At 69.6% G+C, this 13,188-nt stretch carries 10 protein-coding genes; 6 read left to right on the top strand and 4 right to left on the bottom strand.

What is annotated here, in order from left to right; translation table 11 throughout:
* Positions 1-902 precede the first annotated feature (902 nt).
* Positions 903-1,559 carry a hypothetical protein gene (locus JQN72_RS10280; protein WP_304622431.1) on the top strand — a complete coding sequence of 219 codons (657 nt, stop codon included), beginning with the start codon at positions 903-905 and terminating at the stop codon, positions 1,557-1,559.
* A gap of 16 nt (positions 1,560-1,575) precedes the next feature.
* Here JQN72_RS10280 and JQN72_RS10275 read toward each other — a convergent pair whose 3' ends face one another.
* Positions 1,576-2,154, bottom strand: coding sequence for a GNAT family N-acetyltransferase (locus JQN72_RS10275; RefSeq protein ID WP_204135092.1), 579 nt, complete (start codon positions 2,152-2,154; stop codon positions 1,576-1,578).
* Between the two features lie 136 nt (positions 2,155-2,290).
* Between JQN72_RS10275 and JQN72_RS10270 the strand changes: the two genes are divergently transcribed.
* Together JQN72_RS10270 and JQN72_RS10265 are read left to right on the top strand one after the other, a co-directional pair.
* Positions 2,291-2,866, top strand: coding sequence for a carboxymuconolactone decarboxylase family protein (locus JQN72_RS10270; protein ID WP_307812593.1), 576 nt, complete (start codon positions 2,291-2,293; stop codon positions 2,864-2,866).
* A complete protein-coding gene (locus tag JQN72_RS10265) occupies positions 2,863-3,813 on the top strand; it encodes an RNA polymerase sigma-70 factor (protein ID WP_307812592.1) in 951 nt (316 codons plus the stop codon). Before JQN72_RS10270 ends, JQN72_RS10265 begins: the two co-directional genes overlap by 4 nt.
* Positions 3,814-3,853: 40 nt before the next feature.
* Here the strand turns inward: JQN72_RS10265 and JQN72_RS10260 are convergent, their stop codons facing one another.
* Entirely contained in the window at positions 3,854-4,624 is a 771-nt protein-coding gene (locus JQN72_RS10260) for a hypothetical protein (protein ID WP_204135090.1), read from the bottom strand.
* A 421-nt stretch (positions 4,625-5,045) separates the two neighbouring features.
* Between JQN72_RS10260 and nrdR the strand changes: the two genes are divergently transcribed.
* From nrdR to JQN72_RS10245, 3 genes are read left to right on the top strand one after another with little or no spacing between them, the layout of a single operon-like run.
* The gene (nrdR, locus tag JQN72_RS10255; protein ID WP_204135089.1) at positions 5,046-5,543 is read left to right on the top strand and encodes a transcriptional regulator NrdR; all 498 of its coding nucleotides are present in this window, start codon (positions 5,046-5,048) and stop codon (positions 5,541-5,543) included.
* 53 nt (positions 5,544-5,596) lie between these two features.
* A complete protein-coding gene (locus JQN72_RS10250) occupies positions 5,597-8,554 on the top strand; it encodes a vitamin B12-dependent ribonucleotide reductase (protein ID WP_204135088.1) in 2,958 nt (985 codons plus the stop codon).
* Positions 8,555-8,584: 30 nt separating this feature from the next.
* Entirely contained in the window at positions 8,585-8,725 is a 141-nt protein-coding gene (locus tag JQN72_RS10245; protein ID WP_204135087.1) for a hypothetical protein, read from the top strand.
* An 84-nt stretch (positions 8,726-8,809) separates the two neighbouring features.
* Here JQN72_RS10245 and JQN72_RS10240 read toward each other — a convergent pair whose 3' ends face one another.
* Together JQN72_RS10240 and JQN72_RS10235 are read right to left on the bottom strand one after the other, a co-directional pair.
* A complete protein-coding gene (locus JQN72_RS10240) occupies positions 8,810-10,060 on the bottom strand; it encodes a PIN-like domain-containing protein (RefSeq protein ID WP_204135086.1) in 1,251 nt (416 codons plus the stop codon).
* 111 nt (positions 10,061-10,171) lie between these two features.
* The gene (locus JQN72_RS10235) at positions 10,172-13,186 is read right to left on the bottom strand and encodes a type I restriction endonuclease subunit R (RefSeq protein ID WP_204135085.1); all 3,015 of its coding nucleotides are present in this window, start codon (positions 13,184-13,186) and stop codon (positions 10,172-10,174) included.
* Between the last annotated feature and the right edge of the window lie 2 nt (positions 13,187-13,188).

The raw sequence follows: 13,188 nt of genomic DNA, 5'->3' as shown, positions 1-13,188 counted from the left end.
GCCGGTCCGCGGCCGTCCTCGGTCGCGGGCGCCCAGATCGTCCGAGTCCCTCGACCCGGCTCGAGACGACGGAGGGCGTCGTCGCTCGTGCAGGAGCGACGACGCCCTCCGTGCTCTCTCTGGGGCTCCAGACGTCCCCCATAGGCGGCCGCCCGGGCCTGCTGTGAGGTCCGCCGCCCGTCGCCCGAAGACGCCATGCGGGGTGGGTCGACGGTCGAGAACTGACGCCCCGGGGGGTATCTGTGGACAGCCCGTCGGCCGAATGGCCGAGGGGTGGGTCGACCGACACGACGCAAGGCGACGCTGGTCGGACGGCGACTCCGCCGCGGCTGCCCGGTGGGCGGTGTGCGGCGCCGATGATCGTCCCATGCGCTCTCGTCGGCGGAGCTCCTACCGCGTCAGTCATCACCCGGTCGTCCACTGTGGCGGCTCGGGCCGGTGGATGTGGTCGTGTGGGTGCGGTGCACGCGGAAGCGCCGCCTCGGGCGGGTGGCACGGCGCCTACACGGCAGCGCTCGTGCATCAGAGCCTGAGCCCGGGCGAGTAGGCGTACGCCCCGGGGGCAACAGAGGGCCCCCGGGCCGTACGTCGCACCCGTCGCCTCCTCTCGTCCGGCGTCGGCGTGCGGCCTGCGGTGTCGCGCCCGTGCCGGAGCCAGGAGACATTCCGTCCGGTGCGGGCGCCTCATCTCGCCCCCCTCACGCCTGCGTGACGCGCTCCGCGGCGACCGCTCCCTTCCGGCCCACCGTGCGGACGCACCTCACGGGTGATGCCGGCGGACGTCCCCGCCGAGCCCGCCCCAGCCCCTGCCCTCGCCGTCGCTCCGGCCGCACCGGGAACATCGGGTGACCTCCACGTGTTGTGCAATGATGTAATCAAGTAATGACTGCAAGGAGCATGACATGAGAGAGCACAACGACACCTTCCCCCGTCCGGTCGACGGTCCGTCGCGCGGCCGACGCTTCGGTCCCGGTCCGCGCGGACCCCGCGGTGGGCGCTCGGGCCCCGGCGGAGGCCGCGGACGTGGGCGTGGCCCGGGCCGCCCGGGTGGCTGGCAGCAGGGTGACCTGCCGTCGGCCGACGACGCGGCCGCGTGGTTCGCCGGACGCCTGCCCGAGGGCTGGTTCGACGACGTCGACGTCGTCGTGGACCGCGAGGAGATCACCGTCGTCGGTGCACTGTCCGGGGTCGAGCCCACGACGGACCAGGCCGAGGCGGACGGGCGCATCGCACGCTTCCGGGCGGACACCCGGGAGCAGCGGATGGCCGTTGCCGACGAGGCGCAGTCGCGCTACGGGCGCACCGTCTCGTGGGGTGCCCGGGTGGGCGAGACCCGCACGATGTTCACCCATCTCGCGGTGCCGGTGATGACCCGGCTGCGGCAGCCCGAGCGCAGCGTCCTCGACACCCTGGTGGACGCCGGCGTGGCCCGCTCGCGCAGTGACGCCCTCGCGTGGTGTGTCCGGTTGGTCGGCGACCACGCGGACTCCTGGCTGGGAGACCTGCGCGAGGCGATGTCCGAGGTCGACAAGCTGCGCGCGTCCGGCCCCGAGCTCTGATCCCGCCGCCGGTCGCTCACGTGAGCGACCGGCGCATGACCAGCCGCGGCATCTTCGAGGCGACCGCGTCGGTCTCGCCGACGACCTCGAAGCCGGCCTTCTCGAACATCCGCCGGGTGCCGACGAAGGCCATCGTGAGGTCCATCCGGCCGTCCTTGGGATCGACCGGGTAGGCCTCGACCGTCGGGGCGCCGTGCGCGGCGGCGTAGGCGACGGCCCCCTCGATGAGCGGGGTCGTGACGCCCCGCTTGCGGTGACCGCTGCGTACGACCACGCAGATGATGCTCCACACCGGGACGTCGTCGACCGGGCGGATCTTCGTGCTGTGCACGAGCCGTGGGTTCTCGCCGCGTGGGCCGATGCTGCACCAGCCGACGGCCACGCCGTCGTCGTACGCGACGACGCCCGGCGGGTGCTCGCGCTCGCAGAGGCGCCTGGCGGCCTGCTCACGGCTGCCCTCGCCGAGCTCGGCGATGTCACCCTCGCGCAAGCGGTGTGCGAGGCACCAGCAGTGGGTCTCGCGCCGGTTGGGGTTGATGACGTCGGCGAAGTCGTCGAAGCGGTCGGGCGTCACCGGGTGCGTCTCGAAGGCCATGGCCCAGCCAACCACCGCCCTCCGACACCGGCCCGTCGCGCGGGGACCTCGTGTCGGGATGTCACACCGCGGCCGTGGCCGGTGTCTGAAGGGTACGAGGCCGTACCGCGGCGCCCGACGCACCCCAGGAGACATCGTGCCCAGCACCTTCCGCATCCCACGCAGCGCCGGCCGCGGGCCCACCGTCCGTCTCGTCGAGGTCGTCTCCCGGCGCCTCTGGGGGCAGGTCCCGGACGGCATCTACGTCGTGGCCCACCATCCGCGGATGCTGCGCTCCGTCCTCTCCCTCGAGCGGAAGGTCCAGCGCTGGAAGGAGCTCGACCCGCACCTGCAGACCTACGCCGTCGCGGCCACGGCGGCGTACGTCGGCTGCTCGTGGTGCCTGGACTTCGGCTACTTCATCGCGCACACCGAGGGCCTCGACGAACGGAAGGTCAGCGAGATCCCGCGCTGGCGGGAGTCGGACGTCTACAGCCCGCTCGAGCGGGACGTCCTCGCCTACGCCGAGGCGATGAGCGACACCCCGCCCACCGTCGAGGACGCGCTGAGCCACCGGCTGCAGGACGCGCTCGGCGTGCCGGCCGTCGTCGAGCTGACCCAGCTCGTGGCGCTGGAGAACATGCGTGCCCGGTTCAACTGTGCCGCCGGGCTGGAGTCGCAGGGGTTCTCGGCTGCGTGCGACCTGCCGCTCGCCGTACCCTCGACGACGTGACGGCTGGGCGCGAGCGCTCGGACCCGGACGAGCCCGGGCCGGACGGGCGCGACCCGGGCCCGTCCGCCGCGAACGGGCCCGACCCCCGGGCCTTCGACGCCCTGCGGCCGCTGCTGTTCACCGTCGCCTACGAGCTGCTCGACGTCGCGGCGGACGCCGAGGACGTCGTGCAGGAGGCCTGGCTGCGCTGGTCGCGGGTCGACCCCGCCGAGGTGCGGGACGAGCGCGCCTACCTCGTGCGCGTCGTGGCACGGCTGGCGCTCAACCGGCTGCGCACCCTGGCCCGCCGCCGGGAGTCGTACGTCGGGCCGTGGCTGCCGGAGCCGCTCGTGACCGTGCCGGACGTCGCGGAGGACGTCGCGCTCGCCGACAGCGTCTCGACGGCGATGCTCCTCGTCCTCCGGACGCTCACGCCCCTGGAGCGCGCCGTGTTCGTCCTCCGCGAGGTGTTCGACGTCCCGCACGACGAGATCGCCGAGACCGTGGGGCGCACGCCCGCGGCGGTCCGTCAGGTGGCGCACCGGGCGCGCGAGCACGTGGCGGCGCGCCGGCCGCGGCGGGACGTGGGCCGCGCCGAGCACGAGGCCGTCGTCGCCCGCTTCCACGCGGCGGCGGCGACCGGCGACCTCGCCGCGCTCGTCGACGTCCTGGCGCCCGACGTCGTGCTCGTCACGGACGGCGGGGGGCTGCGGAAGGCGGCGCTGCGGCCGATCGTGGGCCGGGAGAAGGTGCTGCGCTTCATCGCGGGGGTGACCCCGGACGACGTGCTGGTCGAGTACCGCCGGATGTGGGTCGGCGGCGCCCCCGGCGTGCTGGTCCGGGTGGACGGCGTCGACGACTCGGTCATCACCCTCGACGTCACGGACGGGGTGGCGAGCGCGCTGTACGTCGTCCGCAACCCGGAGAAGCTGACCCGCCTGGAGCACCCCGTCCCGCTCGCACGGTGAACGGCGGGCCTCTGCGCCGGGGACGGGCCGGGCGCGTGGCTCAGCGCGGTGACCGGAAGGCGCGCCAGACCTCCCCGACCACCGCCGTGCCCAGGCCCGAGGCGAGGGACGGGACCCGCCCGACGTGGACGTGCGGTGCGACTGACTGCACCCGCCGGCGCAGGCGTCCGAGCGGGAACACGGCGGTGATCCGCACGAGCCGTCCGTCGAGCCTGCTCGCCTGGGCCCAGGCGTCGCGGAGAGCCCTGGCGGACCCGGGGAGGGCCTGCTCGACGTAGCCCAGATGGGTGTCGAGGATGTCGGGCGGGCCGGGGGTCGGCGGCTCGCGCAGCTGGACCGTGAGGAGACGGCCGAGCGAGGCGCGGCCGCCGGGTCCGGACGACTCGGTGGACGTGTCGTCGGTGGTCGTGGACGGGCCGCGGAGCACGGCGCTGACGTCGGACCACGCATGCACGCGGTCCGGTCGGCTGGTGCCGCTGCGGACCCAGACGCCCTGCACCCCGAAGACCATCAGGGGCCGTCGGGCCCGCCACCACGCGACTCCGGTCGCGGCGGCGAGGGCGACGGCGACGACGACGGGCCACCCCGTGTCCGGCTCGTGCAGGGCCCAGCTACCGACGGCGACCGTCCCGGCGAGGAGGACGACGACGTTCACGACCGGTCCGCGGGCGACGTGCACCGGGCGCTGCCCGGCCGTGGCGTCCTCGACCCGGGCAGGTGCCTCGGACGACGTGCTCCCGGTGCTCCGGGCAGAGCTGCGCCCGGGGCCCTCGGGGTGCCCGATGCGTGCCGCTCCGCCGTCGGTCGTCATGTCCTGTCCTCTCGCCGCGGCCCGGCCGGCCGCCGCGACACGGTGACACACCGGTGGTGTGCCGCGCAGGCCGTCGGCGGCATCCGGTGTCAACAGACGATGTCCGGCCTTCCCTCCACGCCTGGGGCCCAGATGTGGTGCCTCATCCGTCACATCGGCCCCACAGATGGTGTTGCGACACGCCGTCGCAGGCCTCATCCGACCCCCTCCGCACCCCCTCTGACCTGCGAAAACAGCCGAACGGACGATCTTGCGCCTCGCCTTCTTGCGTTCCAGGTCACACGCGAGGCAAGATGGCCACTACATCTAGTGGTTACACCGTTGTAGTTCGTCCACATCTTGTGAACAGGAAACAGCGGTTGTCCACAGGTTGTTCACACGAGAGTCCACCGCACCGTCCACAGGAGAGAGGTCGCGAGCCATGCACTGCCCGTTCTGCCGGCACACCGACTCCCGGGTCATGGACTCCCGCACGACCGACGACGGGGCCTCCATCCGGCGCCGTCGCCAGTGCCCGGAGTGCGGCCGCCGGTTCACCACCGTCGAGACCGCGAGCCTGAGCGTCGTCAAGCGTTCCGGCGCCACCGAGCCGTTCAGCCGGGCCAAAGTGCTCGTCGGCGTCCGCAAGGCCTGCCAGGGCCGGCCGGTCACCGAGGACGACCTCGCCCTGCTCGCCCAGCGCGTCGAGGAGTCGATCCGCTCCCAGGGGAGTGCCGAGATCGACGCCCACGAGGTCGGCCTCGCCGTCCTCGAGCCGCTGCGGACGCTCGACGAGGTCGCGTACCTGCGCTTCGCGAGCGTCTACCAGGCCTTCGACTCCCTCGAGGACTTCGAGTCGGCCATCACGCTCCTGCGCGCCGAGGGCGCCGCCACGGGCGAGGAACCGCAGGTCACCGGGCCTGTCGGACCCCAGCAGTAGAAACACCAGTAGGTCACCACCGCCCCACCCGGGGCAGAAGAGAGGGAACAGGCATGACCGAGACCGCCGGAGCACGTGCAGGTGCCCGCAAGTCCGCCAAGGCCAAGGGGGTGAGGATCGAGCGCATCTACACCACCCCGGGCGTGCACCCGTACGACGAGGTGACCTGGGAGAACCGCGACGTCGTCCAGCAGAACTGGAAGACCGGCGAGACGATCTTCGAGCAGCGCGGCGTCGAGTTCCCCGACTTCTGGAGCGTCAACGCCTCCACCATCGTCACGACGAAGTACTTCCGCGGCGCCGTGGGCACCCCGGAGCGTGAGAGCGGCCTCAAGCAGCTCGTCGACCGCGTCGTCCTCACCTACGTCAAGGCCGGCAAGGACCACGGCTACTTCGCGTCGCCCGAGGACGCCGAGATCTTCGAGCACGAGCTGACGTACGCCCTGCTGCACCAGGTGTTCAGCTTCAACTCGCCGGTCTGGTTCAACGTCGGCACCAAGAGCCCGCAGCAGGTCAGCGCGTGCTTCATCCTCTCGGTCGACGACTCGATGGACTCCATCCTCAACTGGTACAAGGAGGAGGGCTTCATCTTCAAGGGCGGCTCGGGCGCGGGGCTCAACCTCTCGCGCATCCGCTCGTCCAAGGAGCTCCTGTCCTCCGGCGGCACCGCCTCCGGGCCGGTGTCCTTCATGCGTGGTGCGGACGCCTCCGCGGGCACCATCAAGTCCGGTGGCGCCACCCGCCGCGCTGCGAAGATGGTCGTCCTCGACGTCGACCACCCCGACATCGTCGAGTTCGTCGAGACCAAGGCGCGCGAGGAGGACAAGATCCGCGCGCTGCGCGACGCCGGCTTCGACATGGACCTCGGCGGGGCCGACATCACCTCGGTCCAGTACCAGAACGCGAACAACTCGGTGCGCGTCACCGACGAGTTCATGCGCGCGGTCGAGGAGGGCACCGAGTTCGGGCTCACCTCGCGCAAGGACCACTCGGTCATCGAGTCCGTCGACGCCCGCGAGCTCATGGGCAAGATCGCCAAGGCCGCGTGGGAGTGCGCCGACCCGGGCATCCAGTACGACGACACGATCAACGACTGGCACACCAACCCCGAGACCGGCCGGATCACCGCGTCCAACCCGTGCTCGGAGTACATGTCGCTCGACAACTCCTCGTGCAACCTCGCCTCGCTCAACCTGCTGAAGTTCCTGCGTGACGACGACACCTTCGACGCCGTCACCTTCCAGAAGGTCGCCGAGCTCGTCATCACGGCGATGGACATCTCCATCTGCTTCGCCGACTTCCCGACCGAGGCGATCGGGGCCACGACGGTCGACTACCGCCAGCTCGGCATCGGCTACGCCAACCTCGGCGCGCTGCTCATGGCCACCGGCCACGGGTACGACTCCGACGGCGGGCGGGCGCTCGCCGCGTCCATCACCTCGCTGCTCACCGGTGCCGCCTACAAGCGCTCCGCCGAGCTCGCCGGGGTCGTGGGCCCGTACGCCGGGTACGCCCGCAACGCCGACGCGCACCAGCGGGTCATGCGCAAGCACGCCGCGGCCAACGACGCCATCCGCACGATGCACACGATGGACAAGGACATCCACCGGGTCGCCACCAAGGCGTGGGACGACGTCGTGAAGACGGGGGAGAAGAACGGCTACCGCAACGCCCAGGCGTCGGTGCTCGCCCCCACCGGCACCATCGGCTTCATGATGGACTGCGACACCACCGGCATCGAGCCGGACTTCTCGCTGGTCAAGTTCAAGAAGCTCGTCGGCGGCGGGTCGATGCAGATCGTCAACCTCACCATCCCGCGAGCGCTGCGCAAGCTCGGCTACACCGAGGAGACGGTCGAGGCGATCGTCGAGTACATCGCGGACAAGGGCCACGTCGTCGACGCGCCGGGCCTGAAGCCCGAGCACTACGAGGTGTTCGACACCGCGATGGGTGCGCGGGCCATCTCCCCGATGGGCCACGTGCGGATGATGGCGGCGACCCAGCCGTTCCTCTCCGGTGCGATCTCCAAGACGGTCAACCTGCCCGAGACGGCGACGGTCGAGGAGATCGAGGAGGTCTACGTCCAGGGCTGGAAGCTCGGCCTGAAGGCGCTGGCCGTCTACCGCGACAACTGCAAGGTCGGCCAGCCGCTGTCCGACGGCGGCTCCACGGCCAAGGACAAGGCTGCCGATGCGGTCAAGGCCGCAGAGGCCGAGATCGTCGAGAAGGTCGTCTACCGGCCGACGCGTGAGCGGCTGCCGAAGCGGCGCACGTCGCAGACGACGTCGTTCACCGTCGGTGGCGCCGAGGGCTACCTCACCGCCGGCACCTACGACGACGGCCGGCTCGGCGAGGTGTTCCTCAAGTTCGGCAAGCAGGGCTCGACGCTCGCGGGTGTCATGGACGCCTTCTCGATCGTCACGTCGGTCGCGCTGCAGTACGGCGTGCCGCTCGAGACGTTCGTCGAGAAGTTCACGAACATGCGCTTCGAGCCGGCCGGCATGACCGACGACCCGGACGTGCGGATGGCGCAGTCGCTCATGGACTACGTGTTCCGCCGGCTGGCGCTGGACTACATGGACTTCGACACCCGCTCGTTCATGGGCATCCACACCGCGGAGGAGCGGGCGCGCCAGCTCGAGACCGGCTCGTACGCCGCGCCGGTGGCGGAGGAGTCCGACGAGGAGCTCGAGGGCGAGATCGAGGGCCTGTCGGCCGGGATCGGTGCGTCGTCGAAGAAGGCCGCCGACGAGGCTGCCGCCCCGGCTCCGGCTGCTGCGGAGTCGGCCTCGGCGGACGCGCAGTCCGCGGCGACGACGGCGTCCGGCTCGGGCGCCGCGTCGGCCCGCGAGGTGTCTGCGGAGATCCACTCCTCGGCCGACCTCCTGGCCGCGTTCGGCGACTCCAAGGCCGCCGACGCCCCGATGTGCATGACCTGCGGGACGAAGATGCGCCCCGCCGGCTCCTGCTACGTCTGCGAAGGCTGCGGCAGCACCAGCGGCTGCAGCTGACATGTAGCACAGCGCGGGGAGGTGATTGAGATGGCGAAGAACACCAAGCAGACCAGCAGCAAGGCTGCCAAGTCCGCGAGCAAGGTGTTGCGCGACGGGCGCACCAGCAAGGCCAGCAAGACGGCCGCTGGCAGCGCGCTGGCGCAGACGCCGAGGCGGCGCTCGAAGTAGGGTGCGCCGCTTGACGCCAGCATCATCCCGCCTGAAGAGGGCCCGGACGGAGCAATCCGCCCGGGCCCTCGCTTGTCGCACCGGCTATGCAGTCTGTATCAATCCGACGACCTCGTCGGGGACAAAAAAGCCGCGGGCGACGACGCCCGTCCCGTAGTCGGGGATTAGGACGTCCACCGGTTCAGCGGGCAGGAGGCCATCGTCTATTAAGCTACGAGTAATGCGCCGAACAGGGCGCGTGAAACCCCTGAGCATCCGGTCTTCGTCATAACCGCACAGGAGAAATACCTCAGACCGCTTAATATATCCGCCATTCACCGCCGCAAACCGAATCACCTCAGCGCGTGGATCCGTCTCAGCATCAAGACGCGCTAGAAGTTCGTGCGCTGCTTCCTTTGTCCATGCGGCTTCGCGTACTGGCTCTGACGCGCGCTCGATATCCGCTGCCGCGGCCGGGTCAACAGAGACGTTCAGCGCATCGGCGAGCCGCACGAGGTCCGTGGGGCGTAGAAATACCGGCGGCTGTCCAGTTTCTAGCCGACATTCATGCATCAACTCGCGTCTGGGTCCAAGGACAGTGCCGCGATGCCGCCACCACCAGTCGTCCTTTTCATCGCCCGTCACGATAACGACTGGAAGGCCACGATGTTTAGCTTCGTCGAGCGTCTGTCTCCAGACCATGTAGTCGCCTGCAGCGCCCTCCTCGTGTGTCGACTTGTCCGCGTCCAGGTAGCCAGGCGGTTCCTCGTTTGCGACGCGGCGTAATCCCTCTTCGATCATCTCCTCGTGCCTCTTGGAATCTGGCTGCCCGCCCATGACACCACGGTTTAGGATGTGACGAAGTTGCTCAACAACCGGGTCTCGTTCTATTGCATAGCCGATGGATTCGTCCTCACCCGCCTCCGCCTCCAGAAGTGACGCGACGCGGTCCCGAGATAAGTGGACCGCTTGAATCAGTTCAGCGACCGTCTCGTCGGTCGCCGCAGTCCGCTTTTTCCATACCGCGATGGCCGCCTCAAGCGAGCGACTCATCTTGTCAACTTGCTCGACAAGCTGCGTCTGTGCGGAGTCCCTATCGTCGATGACACTCACGCGGTTACGCCAAAATTCTACTGCTGCTTGATGGCTCACAAAAAGACGATCACTCAACACGGAGAGAACTTCGGCGAGAGCGTGACGCGTAGAAGGACTATAGCGGTAGAAATTTAGAAGAACATTCGCGTCTAGACTAATCAAGGACGTCTGGAGTGCACGCCTTCTGGTGGCGTCAGTCGCTGGCGCGAACGCAGTGAACGACTGGATAAAGTCGATCGCCGACTCTTCCTTTTGATTCACGCTCCACTCCTGACGTCGTTGCCATGATCACCGTCACTCGTGTCCACGAATCCAGGCTAGCCCGCTGTCACGATAAGTGCCGAGGTTGCTCGTAGCACGCCTGGCGCTAGCCTACGACTTCTGTGCTCGGGCATCGCGGCGGAACTCGTCGTAGGTGCCGCCGAGGTAGTTGAGGAGCATGGTCTGGAAGTCGGGGTTGGCGAAGAACATGTCGAAGAGGACTCCGTTCTTCTCGTGGCGGTCCAGGAGGAGGTCCTTGACTTTCTGTTCGAGGACCATCTCGTACTGGCTGCGGTCGTTGTTGACGGCGACGGCCTCCATCTCGGCGTCATCCTTGACGACGGCCCACTGCTGGTCGACCCAGACCTTGTCGGCGTCGGTGAGGTCGGCGCCGTACTTCTCGTTCATGGCCTCGATGAGGGCAGAGAGCTTGTCGAGCACGGGCTCCGTGACCGCGCCCTTGCCCTCACCCGGCAGTGCGGTGCCGGCCTGGTCGGAGCCGACCAGCTCGATGGCCTCCTCGTGGGCGGTGACGGAGAGCTTGAGGTGGGTGAGATGCACGGACTTGCTGAGCTGCGGCATCGGGTCGTTGTCGCGGGCCGGGAGGTCGGAGAGCAGCAGCCGCCCGTACAGGAACATCCGCTCCAGGTCGGTGTCGGTGAAGGGCATCACCTGCGCGACGAACGCGTACGCGCGGACGAAGGACTGCAACGTGCCGCGGAAGGACTCCTGCCCGTCCTCGTCCAGCGACACGAATCGCCCGACGGCCGGGCCGAGGTTGGCGTAGATCACCGACTGCTCAGTGGCGTCCCCGCGTAAGAGCGCTGTGACAGCGGCGTCCATCTCCTCCCGCGAGAGCACACCGGCGGCCATGAGGTCGTGCTCCATCGTGTAGAGCACGTTCGGTTCGGTGGGGGCGGCGAAGGACTCCTCGTAGAACGGCTCGAACGCGGCCTTGATCTCCTCGGTGGTGTTGGCGAAGTCGAGGACGAAGGTGTCCTCCTTGCCCGGCCGGGTCCGGTTGAGCCGGGAGAGGGCCTGGACCGCGGCGACCCCGGCGAGCTTCTTGTCGACGTACATCGTGTGCAGCAGCGGCTCGTCGAACCCGGTCTGGTACTTCTCGGCGACGACGAGCAGCTGGTAGCCGTCCTCCCGGAACCGCTTCGGCAGCTGCCCCTCGGAGAACCCGTTAAGGTTCGCCTCTGTCCACGGCGTCGCGCCCGGGTCGTCCGGGTCGTTCAGCGGACCGGAGAACGCCACGAGCGTCCGAAGCGGGCTCTCGCCGTCCCCGTACCCCTTCCGTGCGATATAGGCGTCTAGGGCCTGCTTCATCCGGACCGCGTGCAGCCGCGAGCGGGTGACGACCATCGCCTTGGCCTGCCCGTCGATCTTCTTCGCGGTCTTGGCCCGGAAGTGCTCGATGATGACCTCGGCCTTGGCCTCCAGCTGGTACGGGTGTAGGGACGCGAACCGAGCCAGCGCCGCCCGCCCCTTGCTCGACTCGAACTCCGGGTCGTTGCGCGGGTGGGCGTTGGCGAGCTTGTAGTAGACCGAGTACGTCGTGTACCCGGCGAGCACGTCGAGGATGAACCCCTCGGCGATGGCCTGGCGCATCGAGTACGTGTGGAACGGCCGCTTGTGCCCCTCGCCGTCGGCCTGCCCGAACGTCTCCAGCGTCCGTGGCTTCGGGGTCGCGGTGAACGCGAAGAACGACAGGTTCTTCCGCTTCCCCCGCGCGGCAGCGCTGGCCAGCAGCGCCTCGTCCGGCGCCTGGCCCTCCTCCGCCTCGGCCTGCTCGGCCTCAGCGGCCTCGAGGGCGTCCTCACCCGAGAGGACGGTCTTCAGCTTCGTCACCGAGTCCCCCGTCGTCGACGAGTGCGCCTCGTCGACGATGACCGCGAACCGCCGTCCGACCACCCCGGTCGCCTCACCGGCGGCCTCGGCCTCCGCGGCGAGCTTGGCGACGACGGGGAACTTCTGCAGCGTGGTGATGATGACCCGCGCCGCGTTGCCCTCCAGGGCCTCCTTGAGCTGCTGGGACTTCTGGTCGATCCGCACGATCGTCCCCGGCGTGTGGTCCAGCCCGGCGACGGTCTGCTGCAGCTGCCGGTCCAGCACCGTCCGGTCGGTGAGGACGACGACCTTGTCGAAGATCGGCACGTCATCGCTTCCGTGCAGCCGGGAGAGGGCGTGCGCGGTCCACGCGATCGTGTTCGACTTCCCCGACCCGGCCGAGTGCTGCACCAGCCGGTCCACCCCGGCCCCGTCCCGCACCGTCGCGTCGATGATCGAGCGCACCGCGTGCCACTGGTGGTAGCGCGGGAACAGGATCCGGCCGCCGTCCTCGGCGTGGACGAATGACCCGAGCAGGTCCAGCCACGCGTCCCGCTGCCACACCTGCCGCCACAGGTAGGCCGTCTGGTAGCCGCCGCTCACGCCCGGGTTGCCGGCCGTCCCCGGGTGACCTGGTCCGGCGCTGCCCTGGTCGAACGGCAGGAAGCGGGTGTCCTGCCCCGCGAGCCTCGTCGTCATCGCCACCCGGTGCGGGTCGACCGCGAAGTGCACCAGGGTCCGGGCGCGGAAGATCAGGTCGTGCCGGTTGCGGTCGGTGCGGTACTGCGTCATCGCCTGCTCGATGCCCTGCCCGGTCAGCGGGTTCTTCAGCTCCGCCGTCGCCACCGGGATGCCGTTGACGACGAGCGCCAGGTCCACCGACGCCATGGTGTTCGATTCCGAGTGGTGCAGCTGACGCACCACCCCCAGCCGGTTCGCCCCGTACCGGCGCGACTGCTCCTCGTTCAGCCCGCTCGCCGGCTTGAAGAAGCACAGCCGCACCGAGACACCGGTGTCCTTGACCGGGGCACGCAGCACGCTCACCGTGCCCCGATGGTCGATAGCGTCCGCAACCGTCTTCAGGAACCGGATTCGCGCCGACTGCTCCCCGCCATGCCGGGTGACCAGCTGCTCCCACGCCTTCGGCTGCGAAGCTTGTACGAACGCGACGACCTCGTCCGGAAACAGCCCGGCCGCCCGGTCGTAACCCGAAGGATCGACCTTGGCCCAGCCGTCCGACAGCAGATCCGACTCGATACCCGCCTCGAATGCTGACTCGTGCGTGATGCTCATTA

The sequence above is a fragment of the Phycicoccus sp. CSK15P-2 genome, from assembly GCF_016888005.1.
Taxonomy (GTDB): domain Bacteria; phylum Actinomycetota; class Actinomycetes; order Actinomycetales; family Dermatophilaceae; genus Phycicoccus.
The sequence above is the reverse complement of the archived record's forward strand: the minus strand, read 5'-3'. Positions and strand labels throughout refer to the sequence as shown.

What these genes read in the sequence shown, in the direction of transcription:
- JQN72_RS10245 (WP_204135087.1), top strand. Translation starts at nt 8,585, where the DNA reads ATGGCGAAGAACACCAAGCAGACCAGCAGCAAGGCTGCCAAGTCCGCG.
- JQN72_RS10250 (WP_204135088.1), top strand. Translation starts at nt 5,597, where the DNA reads ATGACCGAGACCGCCGGAGCACGTGCAGGTGCCCGCAAGTCCGCCAAG.
- JQN72_RS10275 (WP_204135092.1), bottom strand. Translation starts at nt 2,154, where the DNA reads ATGGCCTTCGAGACGCACCCGGTGACGCCCGACCGCTTCGACGACTTC.
- nrdR (WP_204135089.1), top strand. Translation starts at nt 5,046, where the DNA reads ATGCACTGCCCGTTCTGCCGGCACACCGACTCCCGGGTCATGGACTCC.
- JQN72_RS10280 (WP_304622431.1), top strand. Translation starts at nt 903, where the DNA reads ATGAGAGAGCACAACGACACCTTCCCCCGTCCGGTCGACGGTCCGTCG.
- JQN72_RS10260 (WP_204135090.1), bottom strand. Translation starts at nt 4,624, where the DNA reads ATGACGACCGACGGCGGAGCGGCACGCATCGGGCACCCCGAGGGCCCC.
- JQN72_RS10235 (WP_204135085.1), bottom strand. Translation starts at nt 13,186, where the DNA reads ATGAGCATCACGCACGAGTCAGCATTCGAGGCGGGTATCGAGTCGGAT.